We start from the raw sequence: 13,950 nt of genomic DNA, 5'->3' as shown, positions 1-13,950 counted from the left end.
CATGAGCGAGAGCACCGAGGGCACGACCGCCCCGGCAGAGAACACCGCGCCCACCGCGGTTGCTGACGTCGCCGACATCGAAGAGGCGTTGCGCGACGTCATCGACCCCGAGCTGGGGATCAACGTCGTCGACCTCGGTCTGGTCTACGGCGTCCACCTCGAGCCCGACGGCGAGGCCGTCATCGACATGACGCTCACCTCGGCTGCGTGCCCGTTGACCGACGTGATCGAGGACCAAGCGGCCAGCGCGCTCGACGGCCTCACCAACGGGCAGCGCATCAACTGGGTGTGGATGCCGCCGTGGGGCCCGGACAAGATCACCGAGGACGGTCGCCAGCAGCTTCGCGCGCTGGGCTTCAACGTCTGAGCTGCGCCATCAAGCGGCCGCCGGCGCCGGTCCGGTGACACAGAGTCGTGGCGAGATGGCCGAAACGGCCGATGTGAACGTGCACATCGTCATCTCGCCACGACTGTGGTGCACCACCTGGTGGGCGGTGCGGCTCAGTCGGCCTTCTCGGCGTCGGCGTCGCTGCGCTCCCGGAGCACGCGCACGTCCGTGGCGGTGCGGACGCTGGAGAGCACCTGCTCGAGCGCGAGCCGCAGCACGAGGACGAAGAACGCGGCCGGGAGCCAGCCGAACAGGATCGCCAGGACGCCGGGTACCGCCGTGCCAGGGGTCTCGACACCGAAACCGAAGTCGCGGGGCGCGCCTACCTGGAAGCCAGCGACGATCGCGAGCAGGTACCACAGCACCGCGAGCACGATCCCGACGATGTAGACGATCTTGACGATGCCCGGGGTGGCGTACGTGCCGAAACTGAAGTCGAAGGCCGCCTTCAGCGGGTTCGCGTCCTTCGACTGCTGCGGGTGGTTGGTCCATGGCTGCTGCTGGCCGAAGCCGTCCTGCCCGTAGCCGCCTGCCGGCTGCTGGGCGAAACCGCCGGTGCCCTGCTGCTGAGCGAAACCACCTGCACCCTGCTGCGGCTGACCCCAACCCTGCTGCTGGGGCGCCTGGCTCTGCGGCGCCTGCTGGCCGAAGCCCGGCTGGCCGAGCGGCGGCTGCTGCGGGGCCTGGCTCTGCTGACCGAACGACTGCTGCCCGAAGGTCTGCGTGGGCTGCTGCCCGGTCGGCTGCGTCGCCCCGTAGCCCGCCGGCGGCTGCGAAGCGTTCGCGAACCCCGGCGGCGCGAACTGGTGCGTCTCGTCGGGAGCAGGCTGGGGCTGCGTGGGCTGGGCGCGCTGGGTCCCGGACTGGTTGGTGTCCTCGACGTCGCCCTGCTGGGGCAGGCGCATGCGGGTCTGGAACTCGTCGGGCTCCGGGGGCGGGTTCGTCGTCATGCGGTCATTCTCGCAAACATCGTTTCCGGCTGGGTGCACGCCGGGTCAGCGGTGCGGCGACGCCGCCGGCGCGGCATTCCTACAGGTCAGCCCCGGCGGCGAACGTGTCGCACGCACCCGGCCCGTTCTCGTAACCCTGCAGGAACCACTTCTGACGCGACTCCGAGCTGCCGTGCGTCCACTGCTCCGGGTTGACGCTGCCGCCCTGCGAGGACTGGATGTGGTCGTCGCCGACCGTGGCCGCGGCGTCCATCGCGCTCGCCAGCTGTTCCTCGGTGAACGGCTCCAGGAGCGTGGTGCCCTCCGCGTCCTGCGTCGACTGCGCGTTCTGCGCCCAGGCACCCGCGAAGCAGTCGGCCTGCAGCTCCAGCCGCACGCCGTCCGACGTCGGGCCGGTGTCCTGGCGGTCGATCCGATCCATGATGCCGCCCAGGTTCTGGAGGTGGTGACCCCACTCATGGGCGACGACGTACATCTCAGCGAGGGGACCGCCGTCGGCCCCCAGCTGCCCGGTCAGCACCTCGAAGAAGCTCGTGTCGACATAGATGCTCTGGTCGGGCGGGCAGTAGAACGGACCCATGGCGCTCGAGGCCGTGCCGCACCCGGTCTGCCAGGTACCGCTCTCCAGGTACATCCCCGGGGAGGCGTACTGGCCGCCGAGCTCCGGGAACGCCTCGGCCCAGTAGTCGTCGAGGGAGGTGTAGGCGCCCACCATCCGGCAGTCGACGTTTGCGTTGGCGTCCGCGCCGGTCTCGCAGTTCTCGACGGTGCTGTCCTCGCCGGAGCCGGCGCCGGGGTCGGTCGCCGGTGCCAGACCGGTCAGATCGACGCCGAGCAGCTGCGAGACCAGGAACAGGACCAGCAGCGTGCCGCCGCCGACGGCGACACCCGTGCCGCCACGGCCACCACGCCGGACCTTGCTCGAGTCGAGCCGAGCGTCGTCGTTGAACGTCATGGCCGCAGAGTAGACCGATGGGCAGCGATCAAAGGGGTCGTTGACGTCGGCTGACCTCGCCTAGACTCGTGCCACGTGATCACGGCACGGGACCTCGAGCTGCGCATCGGCGCACGCCAGCTGCTCCAGCCGAGCACGTTCCGGATCGACTCCGGCATGCGCATCGGCCTGGTGGGCCGCAACGGTGCCGGCAAGACGACCCTGACGAAGGTGCTCGCAGGCGAGGGGCAGGCGACCGGCGGCACGCTCACCCGTACCGGTTCGGTCGGGTACCTGCCCCAGGACCCCCGCACGGGTGATCTCGAGGTGCTCGCCCGCGATCGCGTGCTGTCGGCACGAGACCTCGACAGCGTGCTGCGCCGCATCCGCGCGGCCGAGGAGCAGATGGCGAGCGAGGACGAGAACGTCCGCGCCAAGGCCATGGACCGGTACTCGCGGCTCGACGTCGAGTTCACCGCCCAGGGCGGCTGGGCCGCCGAGAGCGAGGCCGCTCGCATCACCTCGAACCTCGGGCTCCCCACCCGGGTGCTCGACCAGCCGCTGCGTACCCTCTCGGGCGGGCAGCGCCGCCGCGTCGAGCTCGCGAGGATCTTGTTCAGCGACGCCGAGACGCTGCTGCTCGACGAGCCCACCAACCACCTCGATGCCGACTCGATCATCTGGCTGCGCGACTACCTGTCCAGCTATCACGGCGGCTTCATCGTGATCAGCCACGACACCGAGCTGCTGCGGGCCACGGTCAACATGGTCTTCCACCTCGACGCCAACCGCGCCGAGCTCGACATCTACAACCTGGGCTGGGACGCCTACCTGACCCAGCGCGAGACCGACGAGCGCCGCCGCAAGCGCGAGCGCGCGAACGCCGAGAAGAAGGCCTCCGCGCTGATGGCGCAGGCCGACAAGATGCGCGCCAAGGCGACCAAGGCCGTGGCCGCCCAGAACATGATGAGGCGCGCCGAGCGGATGCTCTCCGGCCTTGAGGGCGAGCGCGTGGTCGATCGCGTGGCCAAGCTCCGGTTCCCCGACCCGGCGCCGTGCGGTCGCACCCCCCTGCAGGCGCGCGGCCTCAGCAAGACCTACGGCTCGCAGGAGGTCTTCACCGACGTCGACCTGGCGATCGACCGCGGCAGCAAGGTCGTGGTGCTCGGCCTCAACGGTGCCGGCAAGACCACGTTGCTGCGGATCCTCGGCGGCGTCGAGGCCAGCGACACCGGCGAGATCCTCCCGGGGCACGGGCTCAAGATCGGCTACTACGCCCAGGAGCACGAGACGCTCGACATGGGGCGGACCGTCGTGGAGAACCTCCGGACCGCTGCGCCGGACCTCACCGACACCCAGGTGCGCAGCGTGCTCGGATCGTTCCTCTTCTCCGGTGACGACGCCGACAAGCCCGCGCGGGTGCTCTCCGGTGGCGAGAAGACCAGGCTCGCGCTCGCCGTGCTCGTCGTCTCGGCCGCCAACGTGCTGCTGCTCGACGAGCCGACCAACAACCTCGACCCGGCCAGCCGCGAGGAGATCCTCGGGGCGTTGCGGGCCTTCAGCGGTGCGGTCGTGCTGGTGACGCACGACGAGGGCGCGGTCGAGGCGCTGCAGCCCGAGCGGGTGCTGCTGCTGCCCGACGGCGACGAGGACCTCTGGAACGAGTCCTACACCGAGCTGGTGTCGTTGGCCTGAGTCGCCTGTGCTGCGTCGATCTCGGCATCCTCGAGATCGGCGTCGGTCTGCCTGCGCGGTCGAGGTGCTGCGACCGCCACACCCGCCGCGCGATCCAGCGCGCCGCGCTCGCGGCGGGCCATGACGCCGTACCCGATGAAGGCGAGCAGCCCGAAGGTCCACCACTGCATCGCGTAGGACAGGTTCGATCGGTAGTTCGGCGACGGCACCGGGATCGGCGTGGGTGGGTTCGCCGTCGTCGGCGACTCGGTGACTACCCAGGCGTAGCTGTCGGTGACCAGGGTGCCCGGCAGGTCGCCGCCCGCTGCGGCGAGAACCTGCTCGGGGTTGATCCGGAACACCTGGCCGGCGACCTCGTCGCGTGGGCTCGCCTCCTCGGCCGGGCGGAGCCGCAGCACGAGATCGAGCTGGCCCTCGGGGAGCTCGAGGCGGTCGGTGGAGTCGCCGAAGGCGTCGGTGGGGTAGGAGCCGCGGTCGACCACGAGAAGCCAGTCCTCGCCGTCGGGGCCCTCGACCGCGAGCACGCCCAGGGCGTGGTCGGCCGGTCCCGACTCGACCCCGCGCTGCGGGAGCGCCACCGGGCCACCCACGTACTGGCCGGTCACGGTGACCGCGCGCCACTCCAGCTCGTCACCGACCTGTGTGGTGGTCGAGGTGAGCAGGTCGGTCAGGGGCAGCGGCGCCTGCGTGCTGTTCGACTCGACCCTCGCGATCGCGTCGGCCCGGTACTCGTGCCGGCTCAGCTGCCAGAAGCCGAGCGTGACGCAGATGGCCGCGACCAGCACGGTGAGCCCGGCGATGCCGATCCACCGGGGCGTGCGCAGGAAGGAGTAGCGCCGACTCATTCGTGCGGCAGCTCGGCGACCGGGATGGTCTCGCGCAGGAAGGACCGTGCCGACAAGAAGTGCTCGAGGTGCTGCTTGTGGTCCTCGCACGCGAGCCACGTCTTGCGCCGCTCAGGGGTGTGCAGCTTCGGGTTGTTCCAGCGCAGCCCCCATGCGGCGGCCTGGCGGCAGCCCTTCGAGCTGCAGACGAGGTCGGTCACTGCTCCTCGCGATCCTCAGGGCGGGCGGGCAGTGCGTGATCGTCGAGGTAGGTGTTGGGCATCTGCCGACGCTCGGAGCCCGCGTTCGCGATGATCACGGCGATCATCGGCAGGATGACGGCGGCGGCCACCAGCGTCCATCGCAGCCAGCCATCGGCCAGATACGCTCCCACGAACGCGGCGACCCGGATCGCCATCATGATCAGATAACGGCGCGTGCGGTCGTCCAGCTGGTCGGTGTGGCTCCGGCCAGCCGACGTGATCGCATGGACTTCCGTCACCTGGACCACATTACGCCTGCTCGAGCGCCCGCCTATCCTTCTCGGGCGGGCGCCGATCACCTGACTACGCGAGCTCATGCACCCTAGACCGACCGGAGGAAGCAAACGTGACAGACCACGAGGCAGCAGGCAGCACGCACGAGCCGAGGGTCGTCGTCGTCACGGGTGCGAACCGTGGGATCGGTCGCGCGATCGCCGAGCGGTTCGTGGCGGCCGGGGACAAGGTCGCGACCGTCTACCGCAGCGGCGACCTCCCCGAGGGAGTGTTCGGCGCCGTCGCGGACATGCGTGACAGCGAGGCTGTCGACGCCGCCTTCACGGCGATCGAGGCCGAGCTCGGGCCGGTGCAGGTGCTCGTCGCGAACGCCGGCATCACCAAGGACACGTTGCTGATGCGCATGTCCGACGACGACTTCGCCGAGGTCCTCGACGTCAACCTCACGGGCACGTTCCGGTGCGTACGCCGGGTCACCAAGGGCATGGTCCGCGCGCGCTACGGTCGGATCGTGCTCATCTCCTCGGTCGTGGGCCTGTACGGGTCGCCCGGCCAGGTCAACTACGCGGCGTCCAAGTCCGCCCTGGTCGGGATGGCCCGCTCGGTCACCCGTGAGCTCGGCAGCCGGGGCATCACCTGCAACGTGGTCGCGCCCGGGTACATCGACACGGCGATGACCGCCGCCCTGCCCGAGGCCACGCAGGACAAGTACAAGGCAGCGATCCCCGCCGGCCGCTTCGCTCAGCCCGAGGAGGTGGCGGCCGCCGTCGAGTTCGTGGCGTCCGACTCGGCGTCCTACATCAGCGGCGCCGTCATCCCTGTCGACGGCGGCCTCGGCATGGGTCACTGAGACCCGACCTCACACACCAACAAGAAGGAGACCCGAGTGGGCCTGCTCGAAGGCAAGCGCATCCTCGTCACCGGCGTGCTCGTGGAGAGCTCGTTCGCGTTCCACGTCGCGAAGCTCGCGCAGCAGCAGGGTGCCACCGTGGTGCTCACCAGCTTCGGCAAGGCGTACCGCCTCACCCAGGTGATCTCCCGACGGCTGCCGGTCGAGGCGCCGGTGGTGCACCTGGACGTCAACTCCGCGGAGGATCTCGACGCCCTCGCCGACCGTGTGAAGGAGCACGTCGACGGTCTCGACGGCGTGGTCCACTCGATCGGGTACGCGCCGCAGAGCGTCATGGGCGGCAACTTCCTCGCCGGCGAGTGGGAGGACGTCGCGGTCGCGCTGCAGACCTCCGCCTACTCGCTGAAGGCGCTCGCGGTCGCCGCCAAGCCGCTGATGACCTCGGGATCCTCGGTCGTGGGCCTCACGTTCGACGCACGCTACGCCTGGCCGGTCTACGACTGGATGGGTGTCGCGAAGGCCGCGTTCGAGGCCACGAGCCGCTACCTGGCCCGGGACCTCGGCCCCGACGGCATCCGCTGCAACCTCGTCTCTGCGGGCCCGGTCCGCTCCACCGCGGCCAAGTCGATTCCCGGCTTCGAGACGATGGAGAGCGTCTGGTCGGAGCGTGCGCCGCTCGGCTGGGACGTGAACGACCCGGAGCCGAGCGCCCGCGCCGTGGTCGCGCTGCTGAGCGACTGGTTCCCGGCCACGACCGGCGAGGTCGTGCACGTCGACGGCGGCGTGCACGCGATGGGGCAGTAGTGCCAGGCGCCCGCCGGATCTCGCTGCTGCGGCACGCGAAGGCCGGTGCGCGAGACACCCCCGACCACGGTCGCGAGCTCACGCGCGAGGGCCGTGCGCAGTGCGCTCAGGTGGCCGAGCACCTTCTCGAGCACGGTCGGGTGCCGCAGCTCGTGCTGTGCTCGACGGCGACCCGCACCCGGCAGACCTGGGAGCTGGTGGCGGCGGGGCTGGGGGAGTCGAGCCCAGTCCGCTTTCTCGACGTGCTGTACAGCGCTGACGTGAGCGACGCCGTCGACGTGCTCACCCAGGTCCCCGGGGACGTGACCGAGGTCCTCGTCGTCGGCCACGAGCCCACGGTGTCCGAGACCGCGCACCACCTCGCCGGTGCCGGGTCCGAGCCCGGTGCGCTCGCGCTGGTGCGGATCGGCGTGCCGACGGCGTCCCTGTCGCTGCTGCACACCGACGCACCCTGGTCGGACCTCGCGCGGGGGAGCGCCGTCCTCACCGCCGTCCTCACCTCGCCGCACCGCTGAGCGCGCAGCGCCCAGCTCACAGGTGCGCGAGGACCTCGTCGAGGCGGGGTCCGGGCAGGGCGAGATCGGCGGCGGCTGCCACCACGGGCTTCGCCGCGAAGGCGACGCCGAGCCCGGCGAGGGCGATCATGTCGAGGTCGTTCGCGCCGTCGCCGATCGCGATCGTGTCCTCGAGCGGGATCCCGACGGCGGCGGCCAGCTCGGCGAGGAACCTCGCCTTGGTGGCCCTGCCCACGATGGCACCATCGACGCGACCCGTCAGCTCGCCGTCGGCAGCCTCCAAGCGGTTCGCCTGCACCCGGGCGAGGGGCAGATCGGCGACCAGCGGGTCGATGATCTCGTGGAAGCCCCCTGAGACCAGCCCGACCGGCCAGTCGCGCTCGGCGAAGTGCGCCACGAGCTCGGCGGCGCCCGGCGTGAACGAGATCTGGGCGCGGACGGCGTCGATCGTCTCCACGGGGAGCCCGGCCAGCGTGGCGACGCGTTCACGGAGCGAGGCCTCGAAGTCGAGCTCGCCCTGCATGGCGCGCTCGGTGATCACGGCGACCTTCTCCTGGCTGCCCGCGTAGGAGGCGAGGAGATCGATCTGCTCGGACGTGATGAAGGTGGAGTCGACGTCCATCACGAGGAGTCGTCGACGTGCTGCTGAGCTCACGCCTTGGTGATCCTTGCGTTCTTGGGGACCACCGTGATGCCGGTGTCGGTGACCGTGAAGCCGCGGGAGCGGTCGAGCTCGGGGTCGGTGCCCACGCTCGCGCCCTCCTCGACGACCGTGTTCTTGTCGACGATCGCCCGGCGGATCTGCGCGTGGCGGTGCACGATCACGCCGTCCATCAGGACCGAGTCCTCCACGTCGGCCCAGGAGTTCACGCGGACGTCGGGCGACAGCACCGAACCGCGCACGTCACCGCCGGAGACCACCACGCCGGGAGAGATGATCGAGTCGGTGGCGCGGCCCACGCGATCGCCGACGGCGTGCACGAACTTCGCCGGCGGCAGGCCGGTGTAACCGGTGTGCACGGGCCAACGCTCGTTGTACAGGTTGAACACCGGCTCCACGGCGATGAGGTCCATGTTGGCGTCGTAGTAGGAGTCCAGCGTCCCCACGTCGCGCCAGTAGTCGCGGTCGCGGTCCGTGGAGCCCTGCACGTCGTTGTGGATGAAGTCGTAGAGCCCGGCCTGGCCCTTGTCCACGAAGAACGGCACGATGTCGCCGCCCATGTCGTGCTTGGACTCGGTGTTCTTGGCGTCCTGGGTGACGGCGTCGAGCATCGCGTCGGCGCTCATCACGTAGTTGCCCATCGATGCGAGAACCTCCTCGGGGGAGTCCTCGAGGCCCTGCGGGTTCTCGGGCTTCTCGAGGAACGCGGCGATGCGGGTCGGGTCGTCGGGGTTCGCGGCGATCACGCCGAACTGGTCCGCGAGGGAGATCGGCTGCCGGATGCCCGCCACCGTGAGGTCAGCGCCGGAGTCGATGTGCGCGTCGACCATCTGCGAGAAGTCCATGCGGTACACGTGATCGGCACCGACGACCACGACGATGTCGGGTCGCTCGTCGTCGAGCAGGTTGAGGGACTGGTAGATCGCGTCGGCTGAACCGAGGAACCAGTTCTTGCCCACGCGCTGCTGCGCGGGAACCGGTGCCACGTAGTTGCCGAGCATGCGCGACATCTGCCACGTCTTGGCGATGTGGCGGTCCATCGAGTGCGACTTGTACTGCGTGAGCACCACCACTCGCAGGTATCCGGAGTTGACGACGTTCGAGAGCGCGAAGTCGACCAACCTGTAGATGCCCCCGAACGGCACGGCGGGCTTGGCCCGATCCCGTGTGAGCGGCATCAGCCGCTTCCCCTCGCCGCCCGCGAGCACGATCGCCAGAACCCGTGGTGCTGCCATATCGGTCAGCCTAGGCTGCAGAGAGGGCCTGGAGCCACCGAACGATGAAGGAATGCGCATGCGTGTCGACCTGCTGACCCGTGAGTACCCGCCGCACGTGTACGGAGGCGCCGGGGTGCACGTCACCGAGCTGGCGCGCGTCCTGCGTGCGCACGCCGACGTGCGGGTGCGCTGCTTCGACGGGCCGCGTGAGGGCGCCGAGGACGGTGTGACCGGGTACGCCGAGCCGGCCGGTCTCTCGGGTGCGAACGCGGCGTTGCGCACGCTCGGCGTCGACCTGGAGATCGCCGCTGACGTCGACGGCGCCGACGTGCTCCACTCGCACACCTGGTACGCCAACATGGCCGGCCACCTCGGCGGTCTGCTCAACGACGTGCCGCACATCGTCACCGCGCACAGTCTCGAGCCGCTGCGCCCGTGGAAGGCCGAGCAGCTCGGCGGTGGCTACGCGCTCTCGTCGTGGGCCGAGAGGACCGCCTACGAGGGAGCGGCGCGGGTGATCGCGGTCAGCGCCGGTATGCGCGAGGACATCCTGCGGTCCTACCCGAGCCTGGCGGCGGAGAACGTCGTCGTGGTGCACAACGGCATCGACCTCGACGGCTGGCAGCGACCGAGCGAGGAGGTGATCGATCAGGTCGCGCAGCGCTTCGGCCTGGACCGCAGCCGCCCTGCCGTGATCTTCGTGGGCCGGATCACGCGTCAGAAGGGTCTGCCCTATCTGTTGCGCGCGGCGCGGGAGCTTCCGCCCGAGGCGCAGCTGATCATGTGCGCTGGTGCCCCTGACACCCCCGAGCTCGCCGATGAGGTGTCGACGGCGTTCCTCGGGTTGCGCGAGCACCGCACCGGGGTCATCTGGATCGAGGAGATGCTGCCGCGCGAGCAGCTCACCGCGCTGCTCGCCGCCTCGACGGCGTTCGTGTGCCCGAGCGTGTACGAGCCTCTCGGCATCGTGAACCTCGAGGCGATGGCGGTGGGGCTGCCCGTGGTGGCATCGGCGACCGGCGGGATCCCCGAGGTCGTCGACGACGGCGTCACGGGAACCCTGGTGCCGATCGAGCAGGCCACCGACGGCACCGGTACCCCGGTGGACCCCGACCGCTACGTGGCCGACCTCGCCGCCGCGCTCACCGAGATGGTCTCCGACCCGGAGCGCGCGGCCCGGCTCGGCGCGGCAGGCCGCCGTCGCGCCGCGGACCACTTCTCGTGGGAGTCGATCGCCGAGCGCACGCTCGAGGTCTACCGCGGCGTGCTCAGTGGATGAATGTGCTCGCGGCGGACATCGCGTGGCGGGCTGCGCCGGCGACGTGGCGCAGCGCGGCTTGGCGCTGGTCGGCGGCGAAGAGGGTGACGGCGGCGCCGTCGTCGGCCATGGCGAGCTCGGCGATCGCCTCGAGGCGGGCGGCGCGCACGAGCAGATCGCTGCGGCGGGGGTCCAGCCCGGGCGGTAGCTGGTCGGCGACCTCCGGCGGGACCCGTGAGGATGCCAGCTGAGCGATCTCCTCGGCGGCGTCGGCGCGCCACCGTGCCACGTCCATCGCCTCGAGGGCGTCGACGGCGATGACCAGGGCCTCCGCCAGCATGCGCCGGGCCTCGCCGAGCGAGACCGGCACGATCGACGCCTGGGCGCTGTGCAGCTGCCAGCGCACCATGGCACCCGGCTCCAGGGCGGACCCGAAGGCGACCACATCGGGGACGGCGACGAGCGCACCCACGCCCGGTCCGCCGTCGACCACCACGCACTCGCCGGCATCCATCGCGGCGACGCCCACGGGGCCGGTGAGACCCACCGGCTCGTGCGGGACCGGAAGTGCGCTGAAGGTCGTGCCCCCGGCCCGGCGGTGCAGCGAGAGCTTGTCGAGCAGGGAGGCCAGCGGCGCCTCGTCCTCGGTGCGGTGCGGCTCGTCGGTGCCGGTGATGGCCTCGACGGCGAAGGGCAGCCAGGACTCGGCGTCATCTGCGCAGCCGACCCACAGGGCCGTCACGACACTCCGAGGCAGGGACACGCTCACGGGGTCCCACGGTAGTCGCCGAACCAGCTAGTTTTGATGTCCATGGGAGACGTTCTGGACTTGTCCGAGGTAACCGTTCGTCGGGGCAAGACGACGATTCTCGACAAGGTCTCCTGGTCTGTCGACGAGGGCGATCGGTGGGTGGTGCTCGGCGCGAACGGCGCAGGCAAGACCACCCTCATGCAGATCGCGTCCGCGCGGATGCACCCGACCTCCGGCACCGCCGACATCCTGGGCGAGCGGATGGGCAAGGTCGACGTGTTCGAGCTCCGGCCCCGGATCGGGCTCGCGAGCGCGGCGCTCGCCGACCGGATCCCCGGTGGCGAGGTGGTGCTCGACGTCGTGCTCACAGCCTCCTACGGCGTCACCGGGCGATGGCGCGAGTCCTACGACCCGATGGATGTCTCGCGCGCCCGCGACCTGCTCGCCGCGTTCGGGGTCGAGCGGTTCGCCGACCGCTACTTCGGCACGTTGTCCGAGGGGGAGCGCAAGCGGGTGCAGATCGCTCGGGCGCTGATGACGGACCCGGAGCTGCTGATCCTCGACGAGCCGGCGGCCGGGTTGGACCTCGGCGGCCGCGAGGAGCTCGTGGCCGCGCTGTCCGAGCTCGCGAACTACCCGCTCGCCCCGGTGCTGGTGCTGATCACCCACCACGTGGAGGAGGTGCCGCCGGGCTTCACCGACGCGCTGCTCATGCGTGACGGCGGTGTGGTCGCGGCCGGCGAGCTGGATCGGGTGATGACCCCGCAGAACCTGTCCGCGACCTTCGGACTCGACCTCCTGGTGTCCCGCCATGACGGGCGGTTCTCGGCTCGTGCGATGACGCACCGTCGGCTTTAGTCCTTCTTTACCTAGGTTCGACCATTAGACTGGGTGCCTGGGTCGTGACAACAGGAGGAACTCATGGGCTGGTTGTGGTGGTTCGGCCTCGCGCTGGTGCTCGGGGTCATCGAGCTGTTGACCGTGGACCTGACGTTCCTCATGCTGGCCGGCGGTGCGGCGGCCGGTGGTCTGGCCGGAGCGTTGGGCGCGCCCTTCTGGGTCCAGATCATGGTGGCCGTGGTGGTTGCGGTGCTGTTGCTCGTGCTGGTGCGACCGATGGCGGTCGACAAGCTGCGCAAGAGCACCCCAGAGGCGGTCACGAACGTGCGCGCGCACGTGGGCCGCACGGCCACCGTGATCACCGATGTCACCGAGCGTTCGGGCCGCGTCAAGCTCGAGGGCGAGGTGTGGTCCGCCCGCACAGCAGCACCCGGTCAGATGCTGGCGGCGGGCACCACGGTCGTGGTGACGCACATCGACGGAGCAACCGCCGTCGTCGCCCCGCAGGTGCAGGACCAGCCGCACCAGCCGTACGGCCAGCCCGGCCCCGGTTACTGACCGCAGAGCCGCACGAACAACCGCAAACGTAGCGAACAGCAGGGAGAGCAGTCGTGGACGGAACTCAAGTGGTGGGGCTGCTTGTCCTCATCCTGGTGGCGATCTTCGCCGTCGTCGCCATCAGGCGCGCGGTGCGGATCGTGCCGCAGGCAGTGGCGCTGATCGTCGAGCGGCTGGGGCGGTACCAGACCACGCTCTACGCGGGCCTCCACTTCCTGATCCCGTTCATCGACCGGGTCCGTGCCGGCGTGGACCTCCGTGAGCAGGTCGTCTCCTTCGCCCCGCAGCCGGTGATCACCTCAGACAACCTCGTGGTGAGCATCGACACGGTCATCTACTTCCAGGTCACCGACCCGAAGGCCGCGACCTACGAGATCGCCAACTACATCACCGGTATCGAGCAGCTGACGGTGACGACGCTGCGTAACGTCATCGGTTCGATGGACCTCGAGCAGACGCTCACCAGCCGTGACCAGATCAACGGCCAGCTCCGCGGCGTTCTCGACGAGGCGACCGGGCGCTGGGGTATCCGCGTCAACCGCGTCGAGCTGAAGGCGATCGACCCGCCGGCGAGCGTGCAGGGCTCCATGGAGCAGCAGATGCGTGCCGAGCGTGACCGTCGTGCGGCGATCCTCACGGCGGAGGGCGTCAAGCAGTCCCAGATCCTCACCGCCGAGGGTGAGAAGCAGTCCTCGATCCTCCGTGCCGAGGGTCAGGCGCAGGCCGCGATCCTGCGGGCGCAGGGTGAGTCCCGCGCCATCCTGCAGGTGTTCGACGCGATCCACCGCGGCGACGCGGACCCCAAGCTGCTCGCCTACCAGTACCTGCAGATGCTGCCGCAGATCGCGAACGGCTCCGCCTCGAAGCTGTGGGTCATCCCCACCGAGTTCACGGCGGCGCTCGGCTCGATCGCGGGAGCGTTCGGAGGCCAGACCCCGCCGCCCGCATTCTCGCCGGGCTCGGGCGAGCGCGAGTCGACGGCGGAGGATGTCGAGGGACTCGACATCGACCTGCCAGAGACCTCGCTGCAGGACCCCTCGGAGGCGCTCCGCGAGGCGCGCACCCAGGTCGACGAGGCCCAGGCCGAGGCCGGCAGCGCAGGCGATGCGTCAGGCATGCCGTTCTCCCGTGCCGCTGAGGCGGGACAGACGCCGAACGACGAGCCGCCGTCGGCGATCCCGCCGCAGCAGCCCTGGCAGCAGTAGTCC

Annotated in this window: 17 protein-coding genes; 9 read left to right on the top strand and 8 right to left on the bottom strand. The window is 70.4% G+C overall.

Going from position 1 to position 13,950, the window contains the following annotated elements; all coding sequences use genetic code 11:
- Position 1 precedes the first annotated feature (1 nt).
- Positions 2-367, top strand: a complete 366-nt coding sequence (locus GPA03_RS06515; RefSeq protein ID WP_156251100.1) for a metal-sulfur cluster assembly factor — start codon at positions 2-4, stop codon at positions 365-367.
- A 134-nt stretch (positions 368-501) separates the two neighbouring features.
- Here the strand turns inward: GPA03_RS06515 and GPA03_RS06510 are convergent, their stop codons facing one another.
- Positions 502-1,338, bottom strand: coding sequence for a DUF4282 domain-containing protein (locus GPA03_RS06510; RefSeq protein WP_156251099.1), 837 nt, complete (start codon positions 1,336-1,338; stop codon positions 502-504).
- Between the two features lie 79 nt (positions 1,339-1,417).
- A complete protein-coding gene (ypfJ, locus tag GPA03_RS06505; protein ID WP_156251098.1) occupies positions 1,418-2,293 on the bottom strand; it encodes a KPN_02809 family neutral zinc metallopeptidase in 876 nt (291 codons plus the stop codon).
- Positions 2,294-2,368: 75 nt separating this feature from the next.
- Between ypfJ and GPA03_RS06500 the strand changes: the two genes are divergently transcribed.
- Entirely contained in the window at positions 2,369-3,967 is a 1,599-nt protein-coding gene (locus GPA03_RS06500) for an ABC-F family ATP-binding cassette domain-containing protein (protein WP_156251097.1), read from the top strand.
- On the opposite strand, the gene GPA03_RS06495 is transcribed toward GPA03_RS06500, so the two are convergent.
- Genes GPA03_RS06495 through GPA03_RS06485 form a run of 3 tightly spaced genes read right to left on the bottom strand, consistent with a single transcriptional unit; the run spans position 3,940 to position 5,293 of the window.
- Positions 3,940-4,812 (bottom strand): SURF1 family protein, encoded by an 873-nt coding sequence (locus GPA03_RS06495; RefSeq protein ID WP_156251096.1) that lies wholly within the window; start codon positions 4,810-4,812, stop codon positions 3,940-3,942. The two genes, GPA03_RS06500 and GPA03_RS06495, sit on opposite strands and share 28 nt — an antisense overlap.
- Positions 4,809-5,012 (bottom strand): hypothetical protein, encoded by a 204-nt coding sequence (locus GPA03_RS06490; RefSeq protein ID WP_156251095.1) that lies wholly within the window; start codon positions 5,010-5,012, stop codon positions 4,809-4,811. Before GPA03_RS06490 ends, GPA03_RS06495 begins: the two co-directional genes overlap by 4 nt.
- On the bottom strand, positions 5,009-5,293 hold the full coding sequence (locus tag GPA03_RS06485; protein WP_241681098.1) for a DUF3099 domain-containing protein: 285 nt from the start codon (positions 5,291-5,293) through the stop codon (positions 5,009-5,011). Before GPA03_RS06485 ends, GPA03_RS06490 begins: the two co-directional genes overlap by 4 nt.
- A gap of 107 nt (positions 5,294-5,400) precedes the next feature.
- Between GPA03_RS06485 and GPA03_RS06480 the strand changes: the two genes are divergently transcribed.
- From GPA03_RS06480 to GPA03_RS06470, 3 genes are read left to right on the top strand one after another with little or no spacing between them, the layout of a single operon-like run.
- Complete coding sequence (locus GPA03_RS06480) at positions 5,401-6,138, top strand: beta-ketoacyl-ACP reductase (protein ID WP_156251093.1); 738 nt, start codon at positions 5,401-5,403, stop codon at positions 6,136-6,138.
- 36 nt (positions 6,139-6,174) lie between these two features.
- Positions 6,175-6,942: an enoyl-ACP reductase FabI gene (fabI, locus tag GPA03_RS06475; protein WP_156251092.1), complete on the top strand. Its 768-nt coding sequence runs from the start codon at positions 6,175-6,177 to the stop codon at positions 6,940-6,942.
- Positions 6,942-7,457, top strand: coding sequence for a SixA phosphatase family protein (locus tag GPA03_RS06470; protein ID WP_156251091.1), 516 nt, complete (start codon positions 6,942-6,944; stop codon positions 7,455-7,457). The genes fabI and GPA03_RS06470 overlap by 1 nt, the downstream gene beginning before the upstream one ends.
- A 16-nt stretch (positions 7,458-7,473) precedes the next feature.
- Here GPA03_RS06470 and serB read toward each other — a convergent pair whose 3' ends face one another.
- Both serB and glgC read right to left on the bottom strand, forming a co-directional pair.
- Positions 7,474-8,112, bottom strand: coding sequence for a phosphoserine phosphatase SerB (serB, locus tag GPA03_RS06465; protein WP_241681097.1), 639 nt, complete (start codon positions 8,110-8,112; stop codon positions 7,474-7,476).
- Positions 8,109-9,353 (bottom strand): glucose-1-phosphate adenylyltransferase, encoded by a 1,245-nt coding sequence (gene glgC, locus GPA03_RS06460; protein ID WP_156251090.1) that lies wholly within the window; start codon positions 9,351-9,353, stop codon positions 8,109-8,111. The genes serB and glgC overlap by 4 nt, the downstream gene beginning before the upstream one ends.
- A gap of 58 nt (positions 9,354-9,411) precedes the next feature.
- Between glgC and glgA the strand changes: the two genes are divergently transcribed.
- Positions 9,412-10,614 carry a glycogen synthase gene (gene glgA, locus GPA03_RS06455; RefSeq protein ID WP_156251089.1) on the top strand — a complete coding sequence of 401 codons (1,203 nt, stop codon included), beginning with the start codon at positions 9,412-9,414 and terminating at the stop codon, positions 10,612-10,614.
- Here glgA and GPA03_RS06450 read toward each other — a convergent pair.
- Complete coding sequence (locus GPA03_RS06450; RefSeq protein WP_156251088.1) at positions 10,604-11,362, bottom strand: hypothetical protein; 759 nt, start codon at positions 11,360-11,362, stop codon at positions 10,604-10,606. The genes glgA and GPA03_RS06450 overlap by 11 nt on opposite strands.
- 42 nt (positions 11,363-11,404) lie before the next feature.
- On the opposite strand from GPA03_RS06450, the gene GPA03_RS06445 reads away from it, so the two are divergent.
- The 3 genes from GPA03_RS06445 (at position 11,405) to GPA03_RS06435 (ending at position 13,947) form a co-directional block, all read left to right on the top strand.
- Positions 11,405-12,202 carry an ABC transporter ATP-binding protein gene (locus tag GPA03_RS06445; RefSeq protein WP_156251087.1) on the top strand — a complete coding sequence of 266 codons (798 nt, stop codon included), beginning with the start codon at positions 11,405-11,407 and terminating at the stop codon, positions 12,200-12,202.
- Between the two features lie 63 nt (positions 12,203-12,265).
- The gene (locus GPA03_RS06440) at positions 12,266-12,742 is read left to right on the top strand and encodes an NfeD family protein (RefSeq protein ID WP_156251086.1); all 477 of its coding nucleotides are present in this window, start codon (positions 12,266-12,268) and stop codon (positions 12,740-12,742) included.
- Positions 12,743-12,795: 53 nt separating this feature from the next.
- Complete coding sequence (locus GPA03_RS06435; RefSeq protein WP_156251085.1) at positions 12,796-13,947, top strand: SPFH domain-containing protein; 1,152 nt, start codon at positions 12,796-12,798, stop codon at positions 13,945-13,947.
- Positions 13,948-13,950: the final 3 nt, after the last annotated feature.

The organism is Pseudactinotalea terrae, assembly GCF_009733845.1.
In the GTDB taxonomy this organism is placed as follows: domain Bacteria; phylum Actinomycetota; class Actinomycetes; order Actinomycetales; family Beutenbergiaceae; genus Pseudactinotalea; species Pseudactinotalea terrae.
Note: the sequence above shows the minus strand (reverse complement) of the source record. Positions and strands in the feature narration are given on the sequence as shown.

Coding starts and splice junctions, on each gene's coding strand:
- glgC (WP_156251090.1), bottom strand. CDS start 9,353: ATGGCAGCACCACGGGTTCTGGCGATCGTGCTCGCGGGCGGCGAGGGG.
- GPA03_RS06445 (WP_156251087.1), top strand. CDS start 11,405: ATGGGAGACGTTCTGGACTTGTCCGAGGTAACCGTTCGTCGGGGCAAG.
- GPA03_RS06440 (WP_156251086.1), top strand. CDS start 12,266: ATGGGCTGGTTGTGGTGGTTCGGCCTCGCGCTGGTGCTCGGGGTCATC.
- glgA (WP_156251089.1), top strand. CDS start 9,412: ATGCGTGTCGACCTGCTGACCCGTGAGTACCCGCCGCACGTGTACGGA.
- GPA03_RS06495 (WP_156251096.1), bottom strand. CDS start 4,812: ATGAGTCGGCGCTACTCCTTCCTGCGCACGCCCCGGTGGATCGGCATC.
- ypfJ (WP_156251098.1), bottom strand. CDS start 2,293: ATGACGTTCAACGACGACGCTCGGCTCGACTCGAGCAAGGTCCGGCGT.
- GPA03_RS06510 (WP_156251099.1), bottom strand. CDS start 1,338: ATGACGACGAACCCGCCCCCGGAGCCCGACGAGTTCCAGACCCGCATG.
- GPA03_RS06515 (WP_156251100.1), top strand. CDS start 2: ATGAGCGAGAGCACCGAGGGCACGACCGCCCCGGCAGAGAACACCGCG.